A 25,612-nucleotide genomic window follows, 5' to 3' on the forward strand; every position below is an offset into this window, starting at 1 on the left:
TTTTGCACACACCAGGGAATGTGAATGTACAGGCTGAGCGGCGGCAGTTTATGCATGACGCAGCGCATCCAGCAGTAAACGCAGCGCCTGACCACGGTGCGACAGCGCATTTTTCTCATCGCGCGTCATTTCTGCGGCGGTTTTGCCTGCACTCGGCACGTAAAAGATAGGGTCATAGCCGAAGCCGCCTTCGCCCGCAGCTTTACGCGTCAGCACACCCTGCCAGCGGCCGTGGCAGACCAGCGGCGTCGGGTCATCGGCATGGCGCAGATAAACCAGCACGCAGTGGAAGCTGGCACCGCGTTGTTCGTCAGGCACATCCTTGATTGCCTCGAGCAATTTATCCAGATTGGCTTGATCGCTGGCGTCAACCCCGGCGTAGCGCGCGGAGTAGATACCCGGCGCGCCGCCCAACGCGTCAACCGCCAGACCCGAGTCATCAGCCACCGCAGGTAACCCGGTGATGTGCGCCGCGTGGCGCGCTTTGAGCAATGCATTCTCGATAAATGTCAGCCCGGTCTCTTCGGCAGAATCAACGCCCAGCTCGGTTTGTGCGACGATATTCATGCCAAAATCCGCCAGCAGATCGGCGAGTTCGCGAACTTTTCCGGGGTTGCCGGTGGCTAAAACGACGTTTTGCCTCGTGGTATCCATGCGTGTGTCCTGCATTCTGTTAATGCCATCGTGAGGAATGGCGGGGCGTTATCTGTTGCGATGCGCAGTTCCCTGCGGCGGGTTACTGCGAGATCAATGCGGCGATTTCCGTAGGAATGTGCTGCGGATTAACAATTCTAATCTGTTTATGGCGGCCCAGCTCACCTTTTTCAATGTTCACCGCGCCTTTTGCCACCCGGAACTGCTTGGCAAGGTATTTAACCAAATGCGCGTTGGCCTGACCATCAACCGGCGGCGCGGTGATGGCGACTTTCAGCTCATCACCGTGCAGGCCGACTATCTGGTCACGGCTGGCCTTCGGCTGAATATAGAGCCGAATAACCAGTCCGTCAGGCAGCAGTGCGATTGCACTCACAGCAGGAACCAAAATTCCGGAAACAGATCCATGCCGAGGTAGTTCAGGAGATACAGGATCAAAATCACCGCCATGGCAGAGAAATCGATGCCGCCCATGGCCGGAATAATACGACGAATCGGTGCCATAAACGGCTCGGTAAGTTGGAACAACAAGTAGTCTACCGGGCTGCGTCCCTGGCTCACCCAACTCATCAGCGCTCTGATGATCACCACCCAGAACACCAGATAGCCTGCGGATTTTAACAGTGCCAATAACCCCACCAGCAAGTTCACCGGGCTTATCGCGAAAGCACCTACCTGAATCAGCATCAGCAGCGGATATTTCAACGTGGTCAGCAGAAACGCCAACAGCAGCGATGCGCTATCGATAGGGCCGAGTGCAGGCAGAATACGGCGCAGCGGCCTGACGATAGGTTGCGTGATTTTCACCACGAATTGCGACAACGGGTTATAAAAATCACTGCGTGACCATTGCATCCAAATGCGTAACAGCAGCACCATTACATACAGGTCGACCAGTGTCTTGACCAGAAACGTCAGGGTTAGCATAGAAACATCGATTCCTTATCAGCTATATAGAGAATAACGGTGCGTTAAAACAGTTTTTCCATTTCCTGCGCGCGATGCACGGCAGCCTGCATGGCATCGGCGACGGTTTGTGTCAGTTGGCGTTCATTAAACACGCGCAGCGCCTCTGCGGTGGTGCCGCCTTTAGACGTCACATTCTCACGCAGCGTCGCAAGCGGAGTATCCGGGCTGGCTTCTACCAGTGCGGCTGCACCCAGTGCCGCCTGCTGCACCAACTGACGTGCACTTTCCGGCGTGAACCCCTGGCGCATGGCTTCTTGCTGCATCGCCTCCATAAACAGGAAAAAATAGGCCGGTGCGCTGCCTGCGGCGGCGATAACGCCGTTGATGCCGCTTTCTTGCTCAACCCAACATACTTTACCCACGCTTTGCATCAGTTCAGCGCTAAAGGCACGGTCTTCCGCCGATACGTTATCAGGGGCGTAAAGGCCGCTCATGCCTTTGCCCACCAACGACGGCGTGTTTGGCATAATACGCACCAGCGTTAGCGGCTCCCCTAACAGCGCTTGAAAGCGCGCTACGCTGACGCCAGCGGCAATAGACAGCACTAGCTTGCCCGGCACGTTCAGCACACCGCGCAGCGGCTCGCATACGCTGGCCATCAGTTGCGGTTTCACCGCCAGCACCACGACGTCAGCGTCCTGCGCCCCCGCAAGATTGTCGTCGCTGCTGATCACACCATAGCGCTGTGCCAGCGCATCCCGTCGTGTGGCACTCGGTGCGCATACGCGGATACGATCGGCAGGATAACCGCCGTTAACCAGCCCTGCAATGATGGCCTGCGCCATGTTTCCGGCACCAATAAAGGTAAGCTTGCGGTGTTGCATCTTTATGTTCTCTCGTGTTCGTCAACGGGCAGTCTCTGGGTTCAACCTCGACGGGGATTATCCTGCTGAGGCCTATCCATGCTGAGAATAGTCACGCGCACCGAAAATGGCGGTGCCGATACGTACCAACGTACTGCCTGCCGCAATCGCGGCGCTCATATCATCCGTCATTCCCATGGAGAGGGTGTCCACCTGAGGATAATGTAATTTTAACTGCGCAAACAGGTCATTCATCGATTGAAATACGGCTAGCTGCCGTGCGTAGTCACTTTCCGGAGCCGGAATTGCCATCAGGCCCCGCAGCGTCAGGTGTGGCAGCGCCGCGACGGTGGCGGCCAGGGCGGGAAGATCGGCGGGAGCGATCCCCGATTTGCTGGCTTCACCGCTGATGTTCACTTGCAACAGCACGTTCAACGGCGCTAATGCCGCCGGGCGTTGTTCACTCAACCGTTGGGCGATTTTAGGGCGATCGACGGTGTGACACCAGTCAAAATGTTCGGCAACCAGACGGCTCTTGTTGGATTGCAGCGGCCCGATAAAGTGCCATTGTAATTCCATCTGAGGCAGGGCCTCACGGAAATAAAGCACCTTGTCCACGCCTTCCTGTACATAATTTTCCCCAAAACCGCGCTGCCCGCTGGCAATCGCTTCTTCGATCGCTGCCACAGGTTTGGTTTTACTGACGGCAAGCAATGTCACCGCGTGCGGGTCGCGTCCACATGCGGCGGCTGCGGTGGCGATCTTCTCTCTGACGTGCTGTAGATTCTGCTCAATCGGGTTCATGGTCATGCTAAGGATGGGATCTATGGATATCAATGAGTGGATAACCTGTAGTGTAAAACAGAATGCCTCCGATCTGCACCTGTGTAGCGGATATCCGCCGATGTGGCGTATTGATGGCGAGTTACAACCGATACAGACCAGCGCCTGTTGCAACACTGCGCAGTTGGAGCGTTGGGGCGAAAGTTGGATGACGGCCCTTCAGCGTCAGCAATTGCACGCCGAGGGGCAGGCTGATGGCGCATTGACCACACCCGATGGCGTTCGGCTGCGCGCGCATCTGTTTCGTCAGCATGCCGGCCTTTCCGTTGCGTTGCGCACCATTGCGACGACGGCGCATGCGTTGGAAACACTGCATGCGCCACCGATTCTGTCTTCATTGATAACACGGCCCGCCGGGTTGATTCTGGTGACAGGCGCAACCGGCAGTGGAAAATCCACCACATTGGTGGCGATGGTGAACGCGCTTAGGCAGCAGCAGGCGTGCCATGTGGTCACCTTGGAAGACCCGATTGAATTCGTCTATTCTCGCGAATTCGCTGGCGATCGTGGGTTGATTCAACAGCGTGAAATCGGCGTGCACTGCCCGTCATTTGCCCACGGTTTGCGCGGTGCGCTGCGTGAAGACCCGGATGTGATCCTGCTGGGGGAGCTGCGTGACGGTGAAACCATTCGGTTGGCGTTAACGGCGGCAGAAACCGGGCACTTGGTGTTGGCGACGCTGCATACGCGCGGTGCCGCACAGGCGGTAGAACGTTTGTTGGATGTGTTTCCCGCCCAGGAGAAAGACTTCGTGCGCAGCCAACTGGCGCTGTGTCTGCAAGGTGTGGTGGCGCAGCAACTGGTGCCACGACGCGGAGGCGGACGCATTGCCCTGTATGAAGTGTTGCTGGCCAATACGGCGGTGGCTAACCTGATTCGTGAGGGGAAAAGCCATCAGTTGCCGGGCCTGTTGCAGATGGGCGGTCAAAGCGGGATGCAAACTTTTGCGCACTGCTGGCAACAGCGTTGGAAAGCGGGGTTGCTGCCACCGGATGCGGAACCGGCGCTCACGCCATAAATAAGGCGGTAAATCGCGGTGAAAAAAGCCCCGCAGCGGCCCGATACGCCACGGAGCTGCCAGAATTTGGGCCTCAGCACAAGCTACTTCAGCCCGGCCAATGCCTCTGTCAACGCCAGCATGGTAAGCGACTGACCATACGCGCGCTGTTTGATGGCAATCTTGCGATAGTGATCGAGATCGTGCCCGACCGACGTTCCTGCGGAGACATCCGCCACTTCCCCCTGTGGACTGATGCGGCTCAGCAGAGCGTCGACACCTTTCCAGGCGGCATCGTGATAGCGGTCGTCGAGCAGACCGAGGCGTATGCCTTTTAACAGTGCGTAGGTGAAACCGGCGGTGCCAGAAGCCTCCAGATAGCTGTCAGGCTGGTTAAGCAGGGTACGCCACATCCCGCTGGCATCCTGATAGCGCACGGCGGCATCCGCCTGACGGCGGAAGGTGTTGAGGATCATCTGGTAGCTGGCATCTTGGTGGTCCAGCATTTCCAGGAAATCGACGGTGCTGATGGCTGCCCAACCGTTACCGCGTCCCCACAGCGCCTTGCCGTAGTTGCCGTTACCGGTGAAGTTCCAGCCGTGCATCCACAGTCCGGTATCTCTGTCGATCAGGTATTTGATGTGCAACAGGAACTGATAGCTGACTTCGTCCAAATAGGAAGGACGATTGAGGTAGGTGCTGGCGCGGGCATAGAACAGGCCGCTCATAAACAGCGTATCGACCCAGAGTTGTTCTTCATTGAGGTGATCGCTGGTGCAGTGAGTGAACCCATTCTCTTGGGTGCGCAGCAGTTCGTGTTCAATCCAGTGTGCGTATTCCTCGATCAGCGCTTGATGCTCGCGGGTTTCCTGGGCGATCCCCATGGTCGTGAGCGTCAGCATCGGTGCCATGCGGTTGATATTTTTCTCTGGCAACCCTTCTGCCAGGCGGCGTTGATACCATGCCAGCACATAGTCCAGGTAACGCTGTTCGCCCGTGACCTGATAAAGACGCCAGATACCGTAGATCCCCACGCCTTGCGACCAGTCCCAGTTTTCGATCGAGAGATCGGAGGCGATCACCTTCAGCTTCTTCAATGCGGCATCGTCCGTGCGAACGGTGATGATCTCATTGAACAATTGCTCAAGTTTTTGATAAATCGCGTCGTAGCGGCGGGCGGCTGCCGCGGTGTCCGTGTGCGCAGTGTCAAAGGCGTTCATAGTTTTCTCGCATGTTTACAAATAACGTAGTGACAGAATAAAACGGTTTACCCATTGCGGATAGCACCTACGCCACACGGAAGCGTAGCGTAGGTACTGGTATTACATGATTTTTTTCAGAATGCGCTGCCCCGATTTGGGGAACGATTGTGCCATCTCTTCCAGCGTCATCTGGCCATAATCGTATTTTTGCAGGTGTTCCAGGAACGAGGCCAACAGCTGTGGGTTTTCCATATAGGGAGACGGTGCAATATTGCCGTACAGCGATTCTACCTGTTTCAGCCCCTGCACGGGCAGCTGTGTGGCATTGAGCGTACCCGCATCCATTAACTGTTTGCTGGCAACCTGACTCAACGGCACGCCGCGTTGCAGCCCCATGGCGCTGACCCCTTCCGGCGCATTCAGCAAGAAGTTGATCAACTGGGCAGACTCCTGCGGATAGCGGGTGTTTTTTCCGATGGAGAGCATCATGGCCGGTTTGTAGAACATGCCGCTGTCTTTGGCGCCCGGCAGCGTCGGATAAGGCCCTACTTCCAGCGTGGCCGGTGCTTTCAGGCTACCGGAGAACGTGTTATCGGTGCTCCAGGTGTGCACGCCGCCAATCTTGCCTTCCAGCCAGTTAGGAATTTCCCAGGCGTTGGTTTTACCGTAGGCGGCGAAAAACTTCATGTTAGGGATAACGTGCCCGTCCACCAGTTTTTTATACATCCCGAAGTAGTCCAGCCACTCCTGCGGGGTAAAGGTGAAGGACTGGGTTTTATCATCGATCATGGTTTTGTTGTATTTCTGAATCATGTACGAGTTCAGAAACGTCATGATGGTGGTGTCGTGATTAGCCAGCACGAAGGGGTAGTGATCGTCGCCCAGTTTTTGTTTAAAAACCGGACCCGCCGCCAGCATGTCATCCCAGGTCTGCGGATAGCTCAATCCCGCTTTTTTCCACAACTCCGGGTTGTAATACATAGAACGCCCCGTCATCGCGACAGGAATGGCGTTAAGCTTGTTGTCCACGCTGGTCATTTTGAGCGCCTGCGGGGAGAACTGTGTCAGGTCTATCCCTTTGGCATTGTTAAGGTTATAGAAACCGTTGCCGTCCTTGGAAAACAGCACCAGCCAGTTCCAGTTGGTTTGCATCACATCCGGTTCAGTGTTGCCCGCCAACTGCGTGGTTAATTTGGAGAGGTAGCCATCCCACCCTGCGGGTTCTGCTTTCACCTTGATGTCCGGGTGCGCTTTTTCAAATGCGGCAATGGCGGCGAGCGTGGCCTGATGGCGCTGGTTGCCGCCCCACCAGGAGAAACGCAGTTCTTTGGTTTGAGCGTGTGCACCAGCGATTCCTGTTACGGCAAAACTCACAGCAAAACATAAGGGCAGTAATTTTATTTTCATAGCAACCTCATTATTTTTTGTAGGGTAAGGCATTCGTCCAATGATTCCGCAGAGTGAGATTAAAACTCCACGACCGCCTTCAACAGATTTTTATTATTGACTATTTCAGTTTCATAAATCACGGCGAGGGATGAAAAGTCAAACCGATGGCTTAGCATCATTTTCGCACTGATTTTTCCTTCACTCATCAACCTTGCCACTTTAGCAAAATCTTCATGGGTGGCATTTCGGCTTCCTTTCATGGTCGTCTCCTTTTTATGAAAATCAGGATCGGAAAATGAGAGATTTCCTTTAAATAAACCAACAAAAATAATTTGTCCACCGTGACGAATAAGATTAACGCTGTTATTCATCGCGATTTCATTTCCGGTGGCATCAATCACTTTATTAGGCAGTTCTCCCTGGAAATTGGCACGAAGTTGTTGTTCAAACTGGGGAGATGCCGGGTCCAGTACCGGTATGCCCAGCAGGTTATGGGTATGCGCCCGCCGTTCTGGTTGGGTATCAGCCAGCGCGATATTCAGGCCGTCCGCCAGGCCAATGGCCGCGACGCCCAGCCCAATCGGTCCGCCGCCGACCACCAGTACGCTATCGCCCGGCGCACATTCGGCGCGACGGATAGCGTGAGCGCTGATGGCAAAGGGTTCAATCAGCGCTGCTGCGGCCGGGTCGATGCCTTCTGCCAGCAGCACGTTACTTTCCGGTACGGCGATATATTCCACCATACCGCCATCCTGGTGTACGCCGATAACCGAGATATTTTCGCAGCAATTCGGACGATGGTTTAAACAGGCACTGCATTTGTTACAGGCGATATACGGAATAACGGCCGCCTGTTGGCCTATATGAAAGTGGGTGACATTATTTCCGATGGCAACAACGTCACCACAAATTTCATGACCGAGCACGCGAGGATAATTAAAAAAGGGCTGTTTCCCCGCCCAGGCATGAATGTCGGTGCCACATATGCCGACCGTTTTAACTTTTAATAATACTTCGTTTTCCGCTGGTGTTGGCACGGGTCGTTCTTTATATTCGAATTGTGTGGGTTGGCGGCATATAAGACTTTTCATTTTTTTATTCTCTACATCAATTTCCCCTGGTGCCGTTATCTTTTCCTAAAACACGGCCCTATGTTGCACAGTGTTTTCAGTAATGTGATAAATCACACTGACTTCGGCTCTTAATCGGTTTTTAATGAATAAAAAACCAAATAAGGTCCTGTATGAGCCGCACACCTACCTTACGCCAGCATGTGATTAACCAGTTTATCGATGCGATAAATCAGGCTTCGCTGGTCTCCCCGTTGCCCTCTCAGGCAGTGCTGGCGGAGATGTTTAACATCAGTCGCACTACCGTGATGCACACGCTGGATTACCTGGCGGAGCGCGGTATCGTGGTGCGTGAACGCGGCAAATATCATATTGCGCGCGTGCCGGAGAACAATGACGGTTTTGATGTGATCGCCGAAACGCTGGAGGAACAAACCGCACTGTTCGAAAAGCGCTTTTATCACATGATCAACCAGCGCCAGATTGTGCCGGGCGATGCCTTTACCGAACTGCAACTGGCACGGCGGTGCCACGTCCGGCCGATGGTGGTGCGTGAGTTTCTGCTGCGCTTCTCGCGTTACGATCTGATAGAGAGCCTGCGCCGGGGCTATTGGCGCATGAAACAGTTCGATCAGGCCTATGCCGAAAAGCTGTTCGAACTGCGGGAGATGTTGGAAACGCACGCGCTGAACGCCTTTATGAACTTGCCTGACAGCGATCCGCGATGGATCACGGTGAAAGAGTTGCTGGAGAGCCATCGCGAACTGCGTAACCATATTCAGCAGTACTATCGCCTGTTTTCGCCGCTGGATCAGCAACTGCACCAACTGATTATTTCGGCGGCCGATAATCCATTTTTCGATCAGATGAGCGAGATAATCTCAGTGGTGTTCCATTTTCACTACCAGTGGGACGAGCGTTCGCTCAAACAGCGCAATACGCTGGCGGTGGAGGAGCATCTGGCATTGCTGAGTGCGATGCTGTGTCGCAACGATCTGCTTGCGATGCGTGAGCTGCGCCGCCATTTAGATACCGCAAAACAGTCAATGATCGATTCGATGGAACGACAAATGCCCGCCAACGCGGCGTCCTGAGTGCCGCGATGGCGGGAGGGAGGTTATGTTGGATAGCGCTCGCAGGTAGAGAACTGGGGGCTATAATAAATAGCCCCACCAGTTATCACCGCTGTATCCACGCATCTCGCCAATTTGAACCAAAGCCTGGTTCAAATTGTGGTGTAGATGGCGACCATTGTCTACAAAAGCCCTCATTGGGGAATGGACGGCATTCGTAAATAATGTTATTTCGGGGCTGTAAAACACGTGTTCCGGCTCGGTACGTAGATATACGGTACGGGAACACATAGTCGTAGTCCCCGGTGGGATAACCAGGATCTACTGGATACTCGGGATCTACAGGATTACCAGGATCGTTTGGAAAAACCATCGCCGCATTGTGGCGTGTTTGATCGACCACTCGCTGGTTATCTTCCATTGTGGTTCCCATGGGACGACCATTAGGTCTTAACAGCGGGCTGGAAAACATGTTGATTCTACTGCAACCGGCACAACTCGTCATCACTGTGCTAAATCCTGGAACAACAGCTGTATCCCGAAAACCAAATCCCCAAGGGAAATGGATGTTTCGTTCAGTGTTTATGTCATGCATGGCACCAAAATTATGACCAAATTCATGTACATGGGTAAAATTTTCGACACATCGCTGCCAGACTGTGCTAAATGCCCAATGCCTAAAACTGTCTAAGGAGCCGTTCAAATGGTTTCCTAATCCACAAACGCCATTATAGATGACGACTAATTGAACCATGTCTGCTCTTTCACGATTACGTGCATATGCTGTATATCTACCCAGATCATTATCGGGGGTCTGCATAGCCCTTATTAATTGGAGCTGGGTTCGGCCGTTCTCAGGGATATTGGTGATGGTATCTCTAACCCTATATCGTATTCTGAGATTGCTGTTATCGGCATTTTGCTGCAACGACGTGGCCGCCATGGCGATAAATCCCCTGTAGTTATTTTCACCTATGTCTCTAAAAGCTTCAGGGGTTGTGATAAATAAAATGTTAATTTCGCTTAATGCATTTGGATTAAAAGGGATTTGTGCTCCGCCATTGGTAGGTGCTGCTGGGCTGGCATCTAAGCCAGGGATAGTTATCGGCTCACCTTCATCAGGGAACTTGCTGCTGTCCAACGTGATAATTGCAACTCTATACTCATCTAATGGCTTGATTGTATATATCTTTCCTCTGATAGAGATCATTCCGGTAAGTCTGTTGTCTGCCCTAATCAGAGTAACAAAACTGTCTACTGTGTTTTTAAATTTATCATCAATGTAACCTCCTTTATTGACTTTTACAATTCGGCCTTGCCAAACCGATGCCTGATTATCTGTTGTTTCAAAATTGATGAGTTCTGTACTAACCACTAAGTCATTGTTTATAGGGATTTCAAGTTTTTTGATTTCACTATTTAGCTGATAAATATTTAATTTTGCGACAACTAATTCTTCAGTGGTTGGTTGATCCAATAAAGTTTTCAGGCTTACGACAGAACCACCCTCATCTTCAATGTTATACAGATATACAGCATAACTATTTGAGCTAAATGCAAATAGTGATATTAGAAATATCATTATGACTTTATAGACTTGCATAGATACCTCTCGATAAATAAATGAGAACGATCACTGTTTATGTTTATAATAAACAGGCTGATATGTTTATTTTACTTTAAGGGGTAACAAATTAAGCTTTTTTTGTTCTAAATTATTGTTTTATCTTGTAATCCTTTTCTTATTATCACGCTGGTTTTTTTCAAAGCCAAACGCTATGTTGAGTATAATCTGACTTTTGGTTTTCATTGTGGTTTTTATCTATGATTTTTTTGTTTTTAATTAATGTAAGTTGTTAGGTCGTTAATTGTTTTTTTATTTATATATAGGCTTGAATTGAATTAATTTTATTCTTTGATAATTCTCATTGTTTATCAATAAAATAGTAATTTAGGCATGCAATGCAATGCAATGCAATGCAATGCAATGATTAGATGGCTTGATACTAAATTTAGTAGTTGCATTGCAATTTCGTCTTGTTTGTCAGGAGTTCAGCATAACGCTTTACGCAACGTTAACAGAGTAACCATTTGGCAGCGTAGGAAATTAACCAAGGGAAATAATAGAAAGATTATCCTGTGTGCAATAGATTGTTATTTATATCTGTAAGTTCATGTTTATCCCTGTGTTGGCAGTTTATTGTGCAAGCAGCGCGTTTATCGAGGGTAACCACTTGCTTGCATCACCGGACTGCTGAAAAGGGATGTCAAGCGAGAGTGTCACGAGGCTCAGGATCTCCCCTCCCTTCAGAGGTGAAGCCTCAACCTATGGAAATTTACCGATGAAAGGAAGCAATCAATGCGCAAACCCAGGGAATGTGCTAAATAATTCGCCAGATCATTTGCGACTGGTTTATTATTGCTAGTAAATCTGGCTGTTATGTTGTTTATCGTTCATGTTGGTGGCGTATTTTCTTTCTGCGGGGTTGCTGTTCTGACCATAAAAAAGCAAAAGTGCGTTGTCAGCATGGGTTTTGATGGTTTGATGAACGTTGTTGTGATGAACATGGTTGCGATGAACATGGCTGCTATGAACACTGATACGATGTTCCTACCGATACCCGAGGGTATCCGAGGTTGCTGTGCAGTTAACCAGTTTTACGGATTACGGATTACGCGCGCTGATCTACATGGCATCGCTGCCTGAAGGGAAGATGACGAACATTACTGAAGTGACGCAAGTGTATGGCGTCTCTCGTAATCATATGGTCAAAATTATCAATCAACTTAGTCGGGCTGGCTTTGTCATGGCCGTGCGCGGTAAAAATGGCGGCATCCGTTTGGGCAAGCCTGCACAAACCATTCGCATTGGCGATGTGGTGCGCGCGCTAGAGCCGCTGTCTCTGGTCAACTGCGACCATGCTTTCTGCCACATCACGCCGGCATGCCGCTTAAAAGGTGTGCTGCAACAAGGTGTTCAGCGCTTTCTCTCCGAACTGGACCAGCATACGTTGGCCGATATGGTGAAAGAGAATCCGCCCCTTTATAAATTATTGTTGGTTGAATGAAGTCCGTTCAGCCTTCTGCTGAAGACAACGGAGGAACCGCAATGTCCCAAGATCCATTCCTGGAACGAGAAGCAGAAAAATACGAATCACCCATCCCCAGCCGCGAATACATTCTGGCCCACATCGAAAAACGCAATACGCCCATCAGCCGCGACGAACTGGCTGCCGATTTGGAACTCACTACGGAAGAGCAGCAAGAAGCGCTGCGCCGTCGTTTGCGCGCCATGGAGCGTGACGGCCAACTGGTGTTTACCCGCCGCCAATGCTATGCACTGCCGGAAAAACTGGATTTGCTGCGCGGCACGGTGATCGGCCACCGCGACGGTTTTGGTTTCCTGCGTGTTGAGGGGCGTAAAGACGACCTCTACCTGTCGGCTGAAGAGATGAAACGCACCATGCACGGCGATGTGGTGCTGGCGCAACCGCTGGGTGCCGATCGCAAAGGGCGGCGCGAAGGCCGTATTGTACGGGTTCTGGAACCCCGTACCGGGCAGATAGTCGGTCGCTACTTCCTCGATGCCGGTATGGGATTTGTGGTGCCGGACGACAGCCGCCTGAGCTTTGATATTCTTATCCCGCAAGAGAACATCAACGGTGCCCGCATGGGCTACATGGTGGTGGTGGAATTAACCCAGCGCCCCACGCGCCGTACCAAAGCCATCGGGAAGATTGTTGAGATTCTGGGTGATAAGATGGGCACCGGCATGGCGGTGGATATCGCACTGCGCACCCATGATATCCCCCACACCTGGTCGAAACAGGTCGAAGAACAGATCAAAGATTTCAACGAACAGGTGCCGGAAAGCGCGAAAAAGGGGCGCGTTGATCTGCGCTCGTTGCCGCTGGTGACGATTGACGGTGAAGATGCGCGCGATTTTGACGATGCGGTCTACTGCGAGAAAAAACGCGGTGGCGGTTGGCGTCTGTGGGTTGCCATCGCGGATGTCAGCTATTATGTACGCCCTAACACGCCGCTGGATCATGAAGCGCGCGCCCGTGGCACGTCGGTTTATTTTCCGTCGCAAGTGGTGCCGATGCTGCCGGAAGTGCTGTCTAACGGCCTGTGTTCGTTGAATCCGGACGTTGACCGTTTGTGCATGGTGTGCGAGATGACGGTTTCTGCCACCGGCAAACTGTCGACGTATAAATTCTACGAGGCGGTGATGCGCTCTCATGCACGCCTGACCTACACCAAAGTGTGGCATATGCTGCAAGGGGATGCGGAGCTGCGTGCGCATTACCAGCCGTTGGTAGGCGGGTTGGAAGAGCTGCACAATATGTATCAGGTGCTGGATAAAGCGCGCGAAGAGCGTGGTGGCATTGCCTTTGAAACCGAAGAAGCGAAGTTTATTTTCAACGCGGAACGCCGTATCGAACGCGTTGAATCCATGGTGCGTAACGACGCGCACAAACTGATTGAAGAGTGCATGATTCTGGCCAATATCTCAGCGGCAAGATTCGTTGAGAAAAATCAGGAGCCTGCGCTGTTCCGTGTGCACGATCGCCCGAGCGAAGATCACGTGCTGGCGCTGCGCAGTGTGCTGGGTGAGCTGGGTCTGGAACTGAAAGGCGGAATGAAGCCGGAACCAAAAGATTATGCGGAACTGATGACGCTGGTGGCGGATCGTCCCGACCATGAAATGCTGCAAACCATGATGCTGCGTTCCATGAAACAGGCCATCTACGATCCAGAAAATCGCGGTCACTTTGGTCTGGCGCTGACGTCCTACGGTCACTTTACCTCTCCGATTCGCCGCTATCCCGACCTGTCACTGCACCGCGGCATTAAGTATCTGTTGAGCGATCGCCGTGAACGCTGGACGCCGACCGGCGGTTGGCACAGCGATTTCAATGAGATGCTGCAACTGGGCATGCACTGTTCACTCACTGAGCGGCGTGCCGATGAAGCTACACGCGATGTTGCCGACTGGCTGAAATGTGACTTTATGCAGGATCACGTCGGTGAATCCTTTACCGGGATCATTGCCAGCGTGACCGGCTTTGGTTTCTTCGTGCGCCTCAACGATCTGTTTATCGACGGTCTGGTGCATGTCTCCACGCTGGATAACGACTATTATCGCTATGACAATGTGGGCCAGCGCTTGATCGGTGAATCGAGCGGGCAGGTCTATCGTCTCGGTGATGAGGTCGAAATTCGCGTGGAAGCGGTCAATATGGATGAACGCAATATCGATTTCTCGCTGCTCTCCAGCACCCGTAAAGTGCGCGGTGAAGGCAAGACTGCACGCGATAAGGCGAAAAAACCGGTCCGCCGTGAGGCACGGCCAGCACGGCGCGGCGGTAAGAAACCGGCTAATTTTGAACCTGATAGCGCGTTCCGCAAGGACGATAACGCAGGGAAAAAGGCGGCGCCTGATAAGGTGAAAGCAAAGGCAAAAGCGAAGAAAAAGACCGACAAGACGCAGAAAAACGCCGAGAAAACACGTAAAATCGCCGCCGCCACCAAGGCGAAACGCGCCAGTAAAAAGAACGCGGCACAGTAAATGTCCACAGCGAATGGCGGCATTGCCGCCGTTCGTTAACACACCACGTTTGAAGAGTATCAATGAGCGAAATTATTTACGGTATCCACGCAGTCAATGCCCTGTTAGAACGCGATCCACAGCGTTTTCTGGAAGTCTTTATCCTGAAAGGGCGTGAAGATCGCCGTTTGCAACCGGTGATCGCCGCCCTGGAAGCCAATGGCATCGTGATTCAGGTTGCAAATCGTCAATGGTTGGATAGCAAGGTCGAAGGAGCCGTGCATCAGGGGATCGTGGCGCGCGTTAAAGAGGGGCGTCAGTATCAGGAAAACGATCTGCCAGATCTGCTGGCAAGCGTAGCACAGCCGTTTTTGTTAGTACTGGATGGCGTTACCGATCCTCACAACCTCGGTGCGTGCTTGCGTAACGCCGATGCTGCCGGGGTGCATGCGATCATTGTGCCGCGCGATCGTTCTGCGCAACTCAATGCCACCGCGAAAAAAGTGGCCTGCGGGGCGGCGGAAAATGTGCCTTTGATCCGCGTGACCAACCTGGCGCGCACGCTGCGTTTATTGCAGGAAAATCAGGTGTGGATCGTCGGGACGGCGGGTGAAGCCGATCACACGCTCTATCAGAGCAAGCTGACCGGCCCGCTGGCGCTGGTTATGGGCGCGGAAGGGGAAGGGATGCGCCGCTTGACGCGTGAACACTGCGATGAGCTGATCAGTATCCCGATGGCTGGCAGCGTCTCGTCGCTCAACGTTTCAGTTGCGACCGGCGTTTGTTTGTTTGAAGCGGTCAGACAGCGTCTGGCGTAACCACGCCTGTTTTGTGCATCAACGCGCCGGTTTAGCGGTATAGCACGGCGCGTGATGTCCACGTGTTGGTCAATTCGTGCTCTTGCTTCAACGTGATGGTGTAATAGCGTGCGCCGTAAGCGTCTGCTTTTTGTTGGATGGCACGATCGGCGTCGTCGGTATTGCCCCGCACGTTGACCGATATCGATCCCATTTTCTCTAAGGTGCCGGTTTGGGCATAGACGATAAGCTGTGCCCGCTGTGTTGGCGGCGGCAGCGGCATTGGCTTGCCTTGAAAAGCACTACAGGCGCACAGCAGCGTTGTGAGGGAAAGGGCGATGAACCGCGTGAGCGCAGCCATAAGTTCCTTAACAGCGAAAAAGGGCGGTGTTTCGCAGTGTAGCGCGGCTGGCCCCGAGTGAACAGGGGCGTTAAGCCCCTCTGCGCTGACGCGTTATTTCACCAGATGCACTGATTTAACGTCGATCTCTACGCTATTCCAGTCTTTATCCACTTCGCCTTCGATGCGGATTTTGTCGTTGGGCGTGACCGTTTGTCCCGCCCAGCGTTTGTCATCGATATCAACATTGACGGTGCCAGAACTGTCGCGGAATTCGTACAATTCATGCCCTAACTGCCGGACCAGATGGCCTTCCAATACCACCCAAGCATCGTCCCTGAGTGTTTTAGCCTGTTCTACGGTGGTTAAACCGGGCACCGGGCCTTTAAATCCACCCGACGTGGTGCCTGCGTTGTTCGGTGCGACAAATCCTCCTTGCTGCGCAAGCGCGCCAACAGAAACGGCACCCAGTAAAAGGGCGATAAACGTTCTCTTCATCATGATATCCTTGAGGGTTATGGCCTGAGGTAAGTGTGGATGGTTATGCTATTATTCTCAAGGAATGAAACGCTTTATCCTGTTTTTTAGCGATTTTATTGTGTTTAATAAGAAGTGTATTTTCTGTAACGTGCTGTTTATTATTGATTTATCATCCCGTCGGATATCAAGATAAAGCGCTGGGGGACGCCGTGTTATCGTCCGGCGCATTGCCTGTCGAGTAAACACCACTGGCCTCACGCAGCCTGAGCGCAGCGGAGGCCGGGAATAAAACCCGTGTTTAACGTGGTAAGTGTGTCAGCGCAGGGGTTGATTCATCTATCTGAAACACGCTGACCAGTTCGGTGAGATGATGTCCTTTCTGGCGCAATCCTTGTGCCGTGTATTCAGAATTACTCACCAGTTCAGTGCTTTTCTGCGTTGCCTGACCAATCTGCACCACGGCGATATTGACCTGTTCTATGCCTGTCGATTGCTCACGAGAGGCTGTGTCAATTTCATTGATGATAGTGCTGAGCTGATGAATACGTTGCAGTAAATCGTCCATCGCCGACTGGGTTTTGGCGGAAATACGATAACCCGCTTCAATTTTTTCCAGCGATTCGTTTATCAGCGTTTCAATCTCCTTTACAGCGGTTGCGCTGCGTTGGGCCAGCGCGCGTACTTCGGCGGCCACCACGGCGAAACCTTTACCGTGCTCTCCGGCGCGAGCTGCTTCTACCGCCGCGTTCAGGGCCAGAATGTTGGTCTGGAACGCAATGGATTCGATCACGGAGGTGATGTCGGAAATACGTTGCGAAGAATCCTTAATGTCACTCATGGTAGAGACGCTATCGCTCACGCGCTCGCTGCCGTGCTGTGCGGCGTTGGCGCTCTCTTCCGCCAACTGGCGCACGCTGGAAACGTTGTCCGCATTTTGCCGCACCGTCGCTGAAATCTGCTCCATGCTGGCAGAGGTTTCTTCCACGCTGCTGGCTTGACGGCTGATCTGCTCGCTGATGTTTTCGCTATCTTGTGCCAGCGCGTCTGTACTGGCGCTGATCTCTTCTGCGGAGGCGCGTACCTGGGCGACGATGCGTGTCAGCCCTTGTCCAATACCGTTGATGGCACCGATCAGGCGGCCCACTTCATCATTGCGTTGTGTGGTCAGCGTGGCTTGCAGGTTCCCGGCAGAGAACTGTTCCGCCACTTTTACCACGTCTTCCAGCGGTCGGCTTAGCCACTGGCGCGTCAGTAACATAAAGAACACGGCAAAAATCAGCGTCAATAAGGCGCCGCCAGCCAGGAACAGATTGCGTGTATGAGTGATGTTAGCCAGCAAGTTGCTTTTGCTCAGCGTACCCACGATCACCCATCCCCACTGCGGCACCGCCTGAAAAACCATCACCTGTTCCTGTTCGTTCGGCGACAGGCTGTTGTCACGGTACTCCAGCGTGCCGTCATGGGCGCCCAGAATCTGGCTCAGCGCGCCTTCGGACCAGTCAGGACGCTGGTTAGCACGCGTTGGGTGGTAGAGGTAATTGCCGAACTCGTTGCCTTTTTTCGCATTAATCACGAAGAAATGCCCATCTTCGCCAATGCGCTTTTCCAAAATGCGTTGCTGCATCAGGGTGAATTCACGCGTGATATCGATGCCGACAAACTGGATGCCGATAATCTGGCCTGATGTATCCTTGATGGGCGTGTATTGGGTGATGTACTGCTTGCCGAACAGCGGAGCCAGACCGCTATAGGTTCCACCCTTTATAATAGCGGTGTAGGCGGCGCTTTCTCTGTCGAGCCGAGTGCCTATGGCACGGGTGCCATCTTCTTTTTTCAATGAGGTCGTGGTGCGTACAAAGTCATCGCCGTCACGCACAAACAGTGTTGAAATCGCGCCAGTGCGGCTGAGAAAATCATCCACGATGGCCGTGTTCACATTCAACTGCGTATCACCCGCTTTCAGCGTGGGCTGTGAACCATCGCCGAACGGCACCCGCTGGGTGGTATCAATGCTGTATTGGGTGGGAAGGAAACTGGCGAACAGCGTGCTGTAGTTACCCACTTCCGCTTGTAACCCAGCATCGTACATAGCGATCATGTCTGTCACACCGGTCACCTGGCTCTGCATATCGTGCAGCGTCAGCGCTTTTAACTGATCGCCCGCAGAACGCGTCAGTGACAGAGTGAAAACCAAAAACAGCACGGCCACACTCAGCGAGGCGATCGCTGAGAGCTTGATGCCTAAACCCCAGTGTCGAAAAGAAGAAAATTGCAGCATGCTATGTCTCTTTTATTAGTGCAATCCGTGCTGGAAAATGACCCATGATGTTGTCAACTGCCGCACAGCCAAGCGCCAGCAGTTAACGCCAGTAACGGCAGAGTAAGTAAATAATTCATCTGATTTGTGTAACTTTACATTGCAGTCTTTGTTATAAATCATTGCGAATTTGTATTTAAAAAAAATTTATTTTTGGTGATAGGGTGTTAGGCAACCCGAGTTTATGCTTAACGATGTGCGGAAAGAAAAAAGAGAGAGAACCCACATGGTAGAAATTTCGCCAGATACCTTGAACGGGATTGATGTCCTGCATGCAACCCCCAGCGGTCAGCAGGCGTATCCGTTACCGACGATATTCTTTTTTCATGGCTATACCTCGTCCAAGGAAGTATACGCCTATTTTGGTTATGCGTTAGCCCAAGTGGGGTTTCGTGTTATTTTGCCTGACGCAGCGATGCACGGCGCGCGTTATGATGGCGATGAGGCCCGTCGTTTACGTCATTTCTGGGATATTCTGCAATTTAACGTGCAGGAACTGCCGGGACTGGTGGATGCCGCGCGTCAGCGCGGGTGGGTTGCGGATGAGAAAATTGGCGTTGCGGGCGCATCGCTTGGCGGCATGACCGCGTTGGCTAGCATGGCGCGCTATCCGTGGATTTCAGCCGTCGCGGCGTTTATGGGGTCTGGGTATTTTTCTGCGCTGTCGCGTACGCTTTACCCTCCAGTCCCCACAGGAAGTCCGGGGTCTGACGATCTGCTGCGCCAGTTGGCGCAAACGCTGGTCAATTATGATGTCACCGATCGACTGTCTGCGTTAGCCAATCGTCCGCTATTGCTGTGGCATGGCGATGCCGATGATGTAGTCCCCGCCGCTGATAGCGCGCGCTTATATGCGGCACTGAAAGCGGATAACCAGCACCATAACGTCACCTACCTGACTGAACGTGACGTGGCGCACCGCATCACCCCGTTGGCGCTGACGGCGGGCAGCCGTTTCTTTACCCGGCATTTTGCCGCCGTACCCTTGCCTGAGGCACCGATAGCCTGATTCGCCGGTAATGGGGGGACTGCCTGACGTGTCCCGTTGGCGCGCTGTGGTTACTGCTCAGAATAGATGGATGCCATCTGCCAGTGGTTAAATGCCTGGCAGTACGCCTTCCCATTTTCGGCATAAAGCGCGATACCGCGTCCTTCTGTTGGTGGATAAATACGGCTGGTGAGACAGGTTTCCCCTTGATTGACAAAGACTTCCACTGAGGAGTGGTCGATAAAAATCTGTAGATCAAGTGAATCGCCGTCGGGCAGTGCCACACTGCGATAGCCGCCGACACCCAATCCTGATTGGCTACGATCCAACACCAAACGACGAGACTGGGTATCGACATAAAACCGGGTGACGTAGCGCCGATCGTCGCTGATGGCAATCTCGATGCCGAAGCGTTCCGCCTGGCTTTTTTGAATATCCCACGTCATCTGAATTTCCGCCTGAAGCGCGCTGATTCCCAGCCTGCGCCGTTGGTTGTTCAGTGAAAATGCGGGCAGTGAGTGTGCTTCTCGGCGCAGTGCTTGCAGTTCCCGCACCGGCATCATTCTGACGCGCCCTTGCGCATCCAGCGTCAGTTCGCGCGGCAATGTCAGACATCCGGCCCAGCCGTCGGCCTGAGTGGGTCTTTCGGACTCCCACATATCCATCCAGCCGAACAGCAAGCGGCGTCCATCGGCGGCGACGAAAGAGTGTGGCGCATAGAAATCGTGGCCGGCATCCAATTCCTGAAAATGCTGCTCAAGTGTAAAAGGGTGGTCCGGTTGCCAGCGGCCTAAAATATAGCCGCTCTGAAAGCGATTACGGTAGCGATAGCCTTCAGGTGTCATGCCCTGCGGTGAAAACATCAGCAGGTATTTATCCCCAAGCGGGAAGAAATCCGGGCACTCCCACATGTAGCCCAACCAGCGATCGGCTTTTGCCAATACCCCTTCCAGACGCCATTGGAATAGTGAGGTGCCGCTATAAAGCAAGACTTGCCCCCGATCGTTGGTATCACGCGCGCCGATCACCATAAACCAGCGACCATTCTGCTTCCAAACCTTGGGATCGCGGAAATGCATGATGCCGTCGGGTGGGGTGACTATTACGCCGTGTTTAGTGAAATGGAGACCATCTTCGCTGGTGGCAATGCATTGTACCTGGCGGACAGCACTGTCATTACCGACACCCTGTAACCACACGTGACCGGTATAGATAAGCGTAAGAAGGCCATTGTCATTCACGGCGCAACCGGAAAAACAACCGTCCCTGTCGAACGCGTCGCTGGGTGCCAGCGCAATGGGTTGATGCTGCCAGTGCACCAGGTCGTGGCTTGTCATGTGCCCCCAATGCACGGGGCCCCAGTGTTCATCATAAAGATGGTGTTGATAAAACACATGATACAGGCCATCACAGTACGCCAACCCGTTCGGATCGTTCATCCAGCCTGTAGGGGGAGCGAGATGGAAAGCCGGGTAAAAACGCGCTTTTCGCTGCTTTTCCAGCAGACGCTGGGCCTGACCGGCATCGTGAAGCGTTTGGTTTTTTATCATGGCATGCACCTGTCATCGTTGCTGAACAACGGTTCCACTGGAGAGAGCCGCCCGAATTGGATGATAAAAAGTGTCGACGTTAACACTGAGGCTGGCAAACGGTCGTGTCGGGTAACTGAGAGATATATCACGATTATTGGCGCTAACTCGTTAATAATACGTGATTTGTATTGATTTTTGTAAGTTTGATTTCCCAAAGACGGCCCGGAAGCTACGCCAAAATGGCGAGAGAACGCCTTGCGCTTACTCACGGGGGCAAGTATACTGACGCGTCATTTTTTCAGCCGCATACACACACGTTCCTTGCTTCCATGGGCCGCGGCTGACCCTGACAGGAGGCTGAAAAATCCGTAAGGAGCTATTCGATGCGTCATTACGAAATCGTATTTATGGTCCATCCTGACCAAAGCGAACAGGTTCCGGGCATGATCGAGCGCTACACTGGTGCTATCACTGGTGCAGAAGGCAAGATCCACCGTCTGGAAGACTGGGGCCGCCGTCAGCTGGCTTATCCGATCAACAAACTGCACAAGGCACACTACGTTCTGCTGAACGTTGAAGCACCGCAGGAAGTGATCGATGAGCTGGAAACTAACTTCCGCTTCAACGATGCCGTTATCCGCAGCATGGTTATGCGTACTAAACACGCTGTAACTGAAGCGTCTCCGATGGTGAAAGCGAAAGACGAACGCCGTGAGCGTCGTGATGAATACGCTGAAGCCGGTGATGATGCTGAAGCTGGGGATTCTGAAGAGTAATTGCCGTGGCGACCGCTAATCGTCTGGAACTGTCTGGCATGATATGCAAGGCACCGGTACGAAAGGTCAGCCCGTCGGGCATTCCTCACTGCCAGTTTGTGCTTGAGCACCGCTCGGTACAGGAGGAAGCCGGACTTCGTCGGCAAGCATGGTGCCGTATGCCCGTGATTGTCAGCGGACGTGAGTCGCAAGCAATTACCCACAGTATAACGGTCGGTATGCACATCAGGGTTCAAGGCTTTATTTGCAGCCATCAAGGGCGCAATGGGCTGAACAAACTGGTGTTACATGCCGAGCAGATTGAATTGATAGATTCTGGAGACTAGCCAAATGGCACGTTATTTCCGTCGTCGCAAGTTCTGCCGTTTCACCGCGGAAGGCGTTCAAGAGATCGACTATAAAGATATCGCAACGCTGAAAAACTACATCACTGAAAGTGGTAAAATTGTCCCGAGCCGTATCACCGGTACTCGTGCCAAGTATCAGCGTCAACTGGCCCGTGCTATCAAGCGCGCGCGCTACCTGTCTTTGTTGCCGTACACTGATCGTCATCAGTAATCGGCCACAGTCCACTAACGAGACTTTGAGAGGATAAGGTAATGCAAGTTATTCTGCTTGATAAAGTAGCAAACCTGGGCAGCCTGGGTGATCAGGTAAACGTTAAAGCGGGCTATGCTCGTAACTTCCTGGTTCCGCAGGGCAAAGCTGTGCCGGCAACCAAGAAAAACGTTGAGTTCTTCGAAGCACGTCGCGCAGAACTGGAAGCCAAACTGGCTGACGTTCTGGCTGCTGCTCAAGCGCGCGCTGCTCAACTGACTGAACTGGGTACCGTTACCCTGGCGTCCAAAGCGGGCGACGAAGGTAAACTGTTCGGTTCTATCGGTACGCGTGACATCGCTGATGCGGTTACCGCTGCTGGCGTTGCTATCGCGAAAAGCGAAGTTCGCCTGCCGAACGGCGTACTGCGTACGCTGGGCGACCACGAAGTGAGCTTCCAGGTTCACAGCGATGTGTTCGCTACGCTGAACGTGCTGGTTGTTGCTGAATAAGCAATGCCACGGTGCCTTCGGGCGCTGAGCGTTATGCGTGAAACGCCGACCTTAGGGTCGGCGTTTTGCGTTTTATGGGCTATCAGTAAGCACAGTAAAGGTTATTGGGCGTATGCTAATCCGACTTATTACTGGAGGTTATCGCTATGTCCGCTGTCGCTGATGTGCCGCGTATTCGTTTACAGCGGGTTTATGACGCGCAATTGCCTTTTGCGCACCCCACGTTTCTAGTGGACCGACTCTGGCCGCGCGGCGTTCGAAAGGCGCGTCTGGAAGGCGCACAGTGGCTTAAAGAGGTTGCGCCCAGCACCGCACTGCGTCAGGCATTCCACGCAGCACCCGACGCGTGGGACGCTTTTGTTGCGCAGTATCGCGCCGAACTGGCGCAGCAACGCCACTGGCAGATCATTAGGTCGGCGTTAGCCCATTCGGGTGAGGTCACACTGCTTTATGCCAGCAAAGACCCGCAGCGCAATCATGCGCAGGTTCTGCGGGATTTTCTGCTCGCGCAGTGTAACGTCTGAACGGGCCTTAACGCGTGCGGAGAAACACGCCGTCGGATTGGCGCGTGAAGTGCACCTGCTGACCATCAGCGGTTTCAATCTCCAGTTCTGACACCATTCCCTGCGCATTGAGCCGCAGTTTGACCTGCTGCCCGGCACGCAGGTTGCTCAGCGGCTTGTCTCTTCCTTCCACCTGAGCCATCGCAAAGACATCGTTAACGGGCAGATTGTTGTCCCTGAACAGTTGCGCCAATGTTTGCCCTGCGGCAATCGGATAGGTCTGCCAAGTCGGTGCGGCTGTTTCCGCCGGCGCTGGCGTGCTGTCGGCGAGATTGGCGTGCATCGGGGCTGATTCATTCAGTGCGATGGGGGTGGCTGGAGACGGGGTGCGTGACGCTGGCGGCGAATAGGGCCACAGCAGCGCGATCAGCAGCAGTGCAAAAGCAATCAGAATCGCACGGCGGTGGAAGGCCGGCAGCGGATCCATCCAATGGTAGCTATCAGGGTGATGCCACAGGCCTCGCAATACATCCAGCACACGTTCACGCTGTGATGACAAGCTGAAAGAGGGCGCATTACGCTGTTTTTCGGCCCGAGCCAAAGGCAAACGCGGAAGAACGCGTAGAACGCTGCGAATCAGCGCTTGATAATCCCTTGCGGGGGCTACTCGTTTCCTGGGCGCGATTCTGCCCATGGTGACCTCTCTTGCAACGATAGCAACCTGTAAAGCTGCCCAGTATATAGGTAACGCGCCAACGAAGGTAATACAAGAGTCATAATCGCTAACGTGTTGATGCTTAAGGTAACAAATTTGAGAGAAAGTGGAACCCTTAGTATAGAATAGGGCAGTGTATTCGCTCGCCTTTCATACTGGTAACGTCGATTTTCTCGACTGTGGGCCGGCTTTAGCGGTATCTGCGTGCTGCCAGCCTCGCTGCAACGTGAAGTATGACAGGTATAACGATCGCACAGAAGATTTTACCCTGCCGTTCAGCGCTGTTATGCTGCGTTTTCATTTTTTTACACAATGAGGAACATCCATGAGCACCCCTTCTTACGAGAGCGTTGAGGCGCAGGCCAGTTACGGTATTGGTTTGCAGGTTGGCCAACAGTTGCAAGAATCTGGCCTGGAAGGGCTGATCCCTGAAGCCTTGGTGACAGGTCTGCGTGATGCACTGGCAGGCAATGCGCCCGCCGTGCCTGTGGATGTTGTACATCGCGCGTTGCGCGAAATTCATGAACGTGCTGATGCGGTGCGCCGTGAGCGCCAACAAGCGTTGGCCGTTGAAGGTCAAAATTTCCTGGCAGACAATGCCGGTAAAGACGGCGTTAGTCAGACTGAGTCTGGTTTGCAATTCCGCGTGTTGACGCAAGGGGAAGGTGCTATTCCTGCGCGTCAAGATCGCGTGCGTGTACACTATACGGGCCGCCTGATCGATGGCAGCGTGTTCGACAGCTCCGTTCAACGCGGACAACCGGCAGAGTTTCCGGTGAGCGGAGTTATTCCTGGCTGGATTGAAGCGCTGACGCTGATGCCGGTCGGCTCCAAATGGGAACTCTATATTCCGCATAATCTGGCCTACGGCGAGCGTGGTGCTGGTGCATCCATTCCGCCGTTCAGTGCGCTGATTTTTGAAGTCGAGCTGCTGGAAATCCTCTAATGCAGGCGCAGGGGGCGCTGAAGAGTGCTCCCTGCAAACCCGGATAAAGACGGTTCAAACGGGCGTATTCAACGCCAAGCGCGGCATGATGTCGCTGACGGCTTCATCAACGGTGCTTTTATTTTTCATCCTGCAACCAGCGTGCCACAGGCTGCGATGCTATTCACCGCGCAGTGCGCGGGGGAACAGAATGTTGTTCTCCAGATGGATATGCTCCATCAGGTCGCTAATAAAAACATTGATACCGGCGTACAGCGCGCGCCAGGTATTGCAGGCGTTTTCCGGTGGTGTCACGTTGTTGGTCAGGCTTTTAACCACTTCCAGCTGTTGTCCTGCGTCATCATGCTCATGTTCCATCACTGAGATAGGGCCTGAGGCTTGTGCGCCCATACCCGACTGGATCATGGGGAACAGAATGCGTTCTTCTTTCATCATGTGCTGGGACAAATCGTCAAGGATCAACGCTAACTGCGCGGCCAGCCCGCGTGGGCACGCCGGCTTTTCATGGTGAACGCGTTCCACTTTTTCAGCCATCAGGATCAATTCCGGCAACTGCTCACGGTGACGATCGTGATAACGCTGGATGATGTGGGGAATGATGTCGCCCAGCGGTGCTGA

Annotated in this window: 28 protein-coding genes; 13 read left to right on the forward strand and 15 right to left on the reverse strand. The window is 53.1% G+C overall.

Annotated features, from left to right (window positions below; all coding sequences use genetic code 11):
• Window positions 1-48: 48 nt before the first annotated feature.
• The 5 genes from rdgB to J5224_RS20110 form a co-directional block, all read right to left on the reverse strand.
• The gene (gene rdgB, locus J5224_RS20090; RefSeq protein WP_264627037.1) at window positions 49-654 is read right to left on the reverse strand and encodes an RdgB/HAM1 family non-canonical purine NTP pyrophosphatase; all 606 of its coding nucleotides are present in this window, start codon (window positions 652-654) and stop codon (window positions 49-51) included.
• 82 nt (window positions 655-736) lie between these two features.
• Window positions 737-1,030 carry a DUF167 family protein YggU gene (yggU, locus tag J5224_RS20095; protein WP_264627038.1) on the reverse strand — a complete coding sequence of 98 codons (294 nt, stop codon included), beginning with the start codon at window positions 1,028-1,030 and terminating at the stop codon, window positions 737-739.
• Complete coding sequence (locus J5224_RS20100; RefSeq protein WP_222158092.1) at window positions 1,027-1,581, reverse strand: YggT family protein; 555 nt, start codon at window positions 1,579-1,581, stop codon at window positions 1,027-1,029. Before J5224_RS20100 ends, yggU begins: the two co-directional genes overlap by 4 nt.
• A gap of 44 nt (window positions 1,582-1,625) precedes the next feature.
• The gene (gene proC, locus J5224_RS20105) at window positions 1,626-2,447 is read right to left on the reverse strand and encodes a pyrroline-5-carboxylate reductase (RefSeq protein ID WP_264627039.1); all 822 of its coding nucleotides are present in this window, start codon (window positions 2,445-2,447) and stop codon (window positions 1,626-1,628) included.
• Window positions 2,448-2,519: 72 nt separating this feature from the next.
• Window positions 2,520-3,230 (reverse strand): YggS family pyridoxal phosphate-dependent enzyme, encoded by a 711-nt coding sequence (locus tag J5224_RS20110; RefSeq protein WP_264627057.1) that lies wholly within the window; start codon window positions 3,228-3,230, stop codon window positions 2,520-2,522.
• A gap of 22 nt (window positions 3,231-3,252) precedes the next feature.
• On the opposite strand from J5224_RS20110, the gene J5224_RS20115 reads away from it, so the two are divergent.
• Window positions 3,253-4,287, forward strand: a complete 1,035-nt coding sequence (locus J5224_RS20115; protein ID WP_264627040.1) for a type IV pilus twitching motility protein PilT — start codon at window positions 3,253-3,255, stop codon at window positions 4,285-4,287.
• Between the two features lie 83 nt (window positions 4,288-4,370).
• On the opposite strand, the gene J5224_RS20120 is transcribed toward J5224_RS20115, so the two are convergent.
• From J5224_RS20120 to J5224_RS20130, 3 genes are all read right to left on the reverse strand, one after another.
• Entirely contained in the window at window positions 4,371-5,486 is a 1,116-nt protein-coding gene (locus J5224_RS20120; RefSeq protein ID WP_264627041.1) for a glycoside hydrolase family 105 protein, read from the reverse strand.
• A 102-nt stretch (window positions 5,487-5,588) separates the two neighbouring features.
• Window positions 5,589-6,875, reverse strand: a complete 1,287-nt coding sequence (locus tag J5224_RS20125; RefSeq protein ID WP_264627042.1) for an ABC transporter substrate-binding protein — start codon at window positions 6,873-6,875, stop codon at window positions 5,589-5,591.
• Between the two features lie 59 nt (window positions 6,876-6,934).
• Window positions 6,935-7,948: a zinc-binding alcohol dehydrogenase family protein gene (locus J5224_RS20130; protein ID WP_264627043.1), complete on the reverse strand. Its 1,014-nt coding sequence runs from the start codon at window positions 7,946-7,948 to the stop codon at window positions 6,935-6,937.
• 152 nt (window positions 7,949-8,100) lie between these two features.
• Between J5224_RS20130 and J5224_RS20135 the strand changes: the two genes are divergently transcribed.
• Window positions 8,101-9,021: a GntR family transcriptional regulator gene (locus J5224_RS20135; RefSeq protein WP_264627044.1), complete on the forward strand. Its 921-nt coding sequence runs from the start codon at window positions 8,101-8,103 to the stop codon at window positions 9,019-9,021.
• An 85-nt stretch (window positions 9,022-9,106) separates the two neighbouring features.
• Here the strand turns inward: J5224_RS20135 and J5224_RS20140 are convergent, their stop codons facing one another.
• The gene (locus tag J5224_RS20140; protein WP_264627045.1) at window positions 9,107-10,603 is read right to left on the reverse strand and encodes a M12 family metallo-peptidase; all 1,497 of its coding nucleotides are present in this window, start codon (window positions 10,601-10,603) and stop codon (window positions 9,107-9,109) included.
• A gap of 816 nt (window positions 10,604-11,419) precedes the next feature.
• Here J5224_RS20140 and J5224_RS20145 point away from each other — a divergent pair.
• The 4 genes from J5224_RS20145 (at window position 11,420) to rlmB (ending at window position 15,369) form a co-directional block, all read left to right on the forward strand.
• A complete protein-coding gene (locus J5224_RS20145) occupies window positions 11,420-11,707 on the forward strand; it encodes a hypothetical protein (protein ID WP_264627059.1) in 288 nt (95 codons plus the stop codon).
• Window positions 11,643-12,068 carry a nitric oxide-sensing transcriptional repressor NsrR gene (nsrR, locus tag J5224_RS20150; protein WP_264627046.1) on the forward strand — a complete coding sequence of 142 codons (426 nt, stop codon included), beginning with the start codon at window positions 11,643-11,645 and terminating at the stop codon, window positions 12,066-12,068. Before J5224_RS20145 ends, nsrR begins: the two co-directional genes overlap by 65 nt.
• A gap of 41 nt (window positions 12,069-12,109) precedes the next feature.
• On the forward strand, window positions 12,110-14,572 hold the full coding sequence (rnr, locus tag J5224_RS20155) for a ribonuclease R (protein ID WP_264627047.1): 2,463 nt from the start codon (window positions 12,110-12,112) through the stop codon (window positions 14,570-14,572).
• A gap of 62 nt (window positions 14,573-14,634) precedes the next feature.
• Entirely contained in the window at window positions 14,635-15,369 is a 735-nt protein-coding gene (gene rlmB, locus J5224_RS20160) for a 23S rRNA (guanosine(2251)-2'-O)-methyltransferase RlmB (RefSeq protein WP_264627048.1), read from the forward strand.
• 31 nt (window positions 15,370-15,400) lie between these two features.
• On the opposite strand, the gene bsmA is transcribed toward rlmB, so the two are convergent.
• From bsmA to J5224_RS20175, 3 genes are all read right to left on the reverse strand, one after another.
• Entirely contained in the window at window positions 15,401-15,709 is a 309-nt protein-coding gene (gene bsmA, locus J5224_RS20165) for a biofilm peroxide resistance protein BsmA (protein ID WP_264627049.1), read from the reverse strand.
• Between the two features lie 93 nt (window positions 15,710-15,802).
• Complete coding sequence (locus J5224_RS20170) at window positions 15,803-16,186, reverse strand: YgiW/YdeI family stress tolerance OB fold protein (RefSeq protein ID WP_264627058.1); 384 nt, start codon at window positions 16,184-16,186, stop codon at window positions 15,803-15,805.
• Window positions 16,187-16,466: 280 nt separating this feature from the next.
• A complete protein-coding gene (locus J5224_RS20175) occupies window positions 16,467-18,446 on the reverse strand; it encodes a methyl-accepting chemotaxis protein (RefSeq protein ID WP_264627050.1) in 1,980 nt (659 codons plus the stop codon).
• A 265-nt stretch (window positions 18,447-18,711) separates the two neighbouring features.
• On the opposite strand from J5224_RS20175, the gene yjfP reads away from it, so the two are divergent.
• On the forward strand, window positions 18,712-19,494 hold the full coding sequence (gene yjfP / locus J5224_RS20180; RefSeq protein WP_264627051.1) for an esterase: 783 nt from the start codon (window positions 18,712-18,714) through the stop codon (window positions 19,492-19,494).
• A gap of 50 nt (window positions 19,495-19,544) precedes the next feature.
• Here the strand turns inward: yjfP and J5224_RS20185 are convergent, their stop codons facing one another.
• Window positions 19,545-21,023, reverse strand: a complete 1,479-nt coding sequence (locus J5224_RS20185; RefSeq protein ID WP_264627052.1) for a glycoside hydrolase family 32 protein — start codon at window positions 21,021-21,023, stop codon at window positions 19,545-19,547.
• 365 nt (window positions 21,024-21,388) lie between these two features.
• On the opposite strand from J5224_RS20185, the gene rpsF reads away from it, so the two are divergent.
• From rpsF to J5224_RS20210, 5 genes are all read left to right on the forward strand, one after another.
• Complete coding sequence (gene rpsF, locus J5224_RS20190) at window positions 21,389-21,781, forward strand: 30S ribosomal protein S6 (RefSeq protein ID WP_195312177.1); 393 nt, start codon at window positions 21,389-21,391, stop codon at window positions 21,779-21,781.
• 5 nt (window positions 21,782-21,786) lie between these two features.
• Entirely contained in the window at window positions 21,787-22,107 is a 321-nt protein-coding gene (gene priB, locus J5224_RS20195) for a primosomal replication protein N (RefSeq protein WP_222158074.1), read from the forward strand.
• A 4-nt stretch (window positions 22,108-22,111) separates the two neighbouring features.
• Complete coding sequence (gene rpsR, locus J5224_RS20200) at window positions 22,112-22,339, forward strand: 30S ribosomal protein S18 (RefSeq protein WP_000135199.1); 228 nt, start codon at window positions 22,112-22,114, stop codon at window positions 22,337-22,339.
• A gap of 41 nt (window positions 22,340-22,380) precedes the next feature.
• Entirely contained in the window at window positions 22,381-22,830 is a 450-nt protein-coding gene (rplI, locus tag J5224_RS20205) for a 50S ribosomal protein L9 (protein ID WP_196907796.1), read from the forward strand.
• A 146-nt stretch (window positions 22,831-22,976) separates the two neighbouring features.
• On the forward strand, window positions 22,977-23,354 hold the full coding sequence (locus J5224_RS20210; protein ID WP_264627053.1) for a DUF488 domain-containing protein: 378 nt from the start codon (window positions 22,977-22,979) through the stop codon (window positions 23,352-23,354).
• Window positions 23,355-23,361: 7 nt separating this feature from the next.
• On the opposite strand, the gene J5224_RS20215 is transcribed toward J5224_RS20210, so the two are convergent.
• Window positions 23,362-24,027: a LysM-like peptidoglycan-binding domain-containing protein gene (locus J5224_RS20215; protein ID WP_264627054.1), complete on the reverse strand. Its 666-nt coding sequence runs from the start codon at window positions 24,025-24,027 to the stop codon at window positions 23,362-23,364.
• A gap of 346 nt (window positions 24,028-24,373) precedes the next feature.
• On the opposite strand from J5224_RS20215, the gene fklB reads away from it, so the two are divergent.
• Window positions 24,374-24,994 (forward strand): FKBP-type peptidyl-prolyl cis-trans isomerase, encoded by a 621-nt coding sequence (gene fklB, locus J5224_RS20220; RefSeq protein WP_264627055.1) that lies wholly within the window; start codon window positions 24,374-24,376, stop codon window positions 24,992-24,994.
• Between the two features lie 159 nt (window positions 24,995-25,153).
• Here the strand turns inward: fklB and ytfE are convergent.
• Window positions 25,154-25,612 (reverse strand): iron-sulfur cluster repair protein YtfE (gene ytfE / locus J5224_RS20225; protein ID WP_264627056.1); only part of this gene is annotated, 459 nt, incomplete at its 5' end.

The organism is Candidatus Symbiopectobacterium sp. NZEC135 (assembly GCF_025962695.1).

What these genes read in the sequence shown, in the direction of transcription:
- J5224_RS20120 (WP_264627041.1), bottom strand. Translation starts at nt 5,486, where the DNA reads ATGAACGCCTTTGACACTGCGCACACGGACACCGCGGCAGCCGCCCGC.
- rplI (WP_196907796.1), top strand. Translation starts at nt 22,381, where the DNA reads ATGCAAGTTATTCTGCTTGATAAAGTAGCAAACCTGGGCAGCCTGGGT.
- J5224_RS20215 (WP_264627054.1), bottom strand. Translation starts at nt 24,027, where the DNA reads ATGGGCAGAATCGCGCCCAGGAAACGAGTAGCCCCCGCAAGGGATTAT.
- proC (WP_264627039.1), bottom strand. Translation starts at nt 2,447, where the DNA reads ATGCAACACCGCAAGCTTACCTTTATTGGTGCCGGAAACATGGCGCAG.
- rpsF (WP_195312177.1), top strand. Translation starts at nt 21,389, where the DNA reads ATGCGTCATTACGAAATCGTATTTATGGTCCATCCTGACCAAAGCGAA.
- yjfP (WP_264627051.1), top strand. Translation starts at nt 18,712, where the DNA reads ATGGTAGAAATTTCGCCAGATACCTTGAACGGGATTGATGTCCTGCAT.
- J5224_RS20110 (WP_264627057.1), bottom strand. Translation starts at nt 3,230, where the DNA reads ATGAACCCGATTGAGCAGAATCTACAGCACGTCAGAGAGAAGATCGCC.
- fklB (WP_264627055.1), top strand. Translation starts at nt 24,374, where the DNA reads ATGAGCACCCCTTCTTACGAGAGCGTTGAGGCGCAGGCCAGTTACGGT.
- J5224_RS20210 (WP_264627053.1), top strand. Translation starts at nt 22,977, where the DNA reads ATGTCCGCTGTCGCTGATGTGCCGCGTATTCGTTTACAGCGGGTTTAT.
- J5224_RS20115 (WP_264627040.1), top strand. Translation starts at nt 3,253, where the DNA reads ATGGATATCAATGAGTGGATAACCTGTAGTGTAAAACAGAATGCCTCC.
- bsmA (WP_264627049.1), bottom strand. Translation starts at nt 15,709, where the DNA reads ATGGCTGCGCTCACGCGGTTCATCGCCCTTTCCCTCACAACGCTGCTG.
- rnr (WP_264627047.1), top strand. Translation starts at nt 12,110, where the DNA reads ATGTCCCAAGATCCATTCCTGGAACGAGAAGCAGAAAAATACGAATCA.
- J5224_RS20170 (WP_264627058.1), bottom strand. Translation starts at nt 16,186, where the DNA reads ATGAAGAGAACGTTTATCGCCCTTTTACTGGGTGCCGTTTCTGTTGGC.
- rpsR (WP_000135199.1), top strand. Translation starts at nt 22,112, where the DNA reads ATGGCACGTTATTTCCGTCGTCGCAAGTTCTGCCGTTTCACCGCGGAA.
- J5224_RS20185 (WP_264627052.1), bottom strand. Translation starts at nt 21,023, where the DNA reads ATGATAAAAAACCAAACGCTTCACGATGCCGGTCAGGCCCAGCGTCTG.
- J5224_RS20175 (WP_264627050.1), bottom strand. Translation starts at nt 18,446, where the DNA reads ATGCTGCAATTTTCTTCTTTTCGACACTGGGGTTTAGGCATCAAGCTC.
- rlmB (WP_264627048.1), top strand. Translation starts at nt 14,635, where the DNA reads ATGAGCGAAATTATTTACGGTATCCACGCAGTCAATGCCCTGTTAGAA.
- J5224_RS20125 (WP_264627042.1), bottom strand. Translation starts at nt 6,875, where the DNA reads ATGAAAATAAAATTACTGCCCTTATGTTTTGCTGTGAGTTTTGCCGTA.
- J5224_RS20100 (WP_222158092.1), bottom strand. Translation starts at nt 1,581, where the DNA reads ATGCTAACCCTGACGTTTCTGGTCAAGACACTGGTCGACCTGTATGTA.
- J5224_RS20130 (WP_264627043.1), bottom strand. Translation starts at nt 7,948, where the DNA reads ATGAAAAGTCTTATATGCCGCCAACCCACACAATTCGAATATAAAGAA.
- J5224_RS20135 (WP_264627044.1), top strand. Translation starts at nt 8,101, where the DNA reads ATGAGCCGCACACCTACCTTACGCCAGCATGTGATTAACCAGTTTATC.
- J5224_RS20140 (WP_264627045.1), bottom strand. Translation starts at nt 10,603, where the DNA reads ATGCAAGTCTATAAAGTCATAATGATATTTCTAATATCACTATTTGCA.
- rdgB (WP_264627037.1), bottom strand. Translation starts at nt 654, where the DNA reads ATGGATACCACGAGGCAAAACGTCGTTTTAGCCACCGGCAACCCCGGA.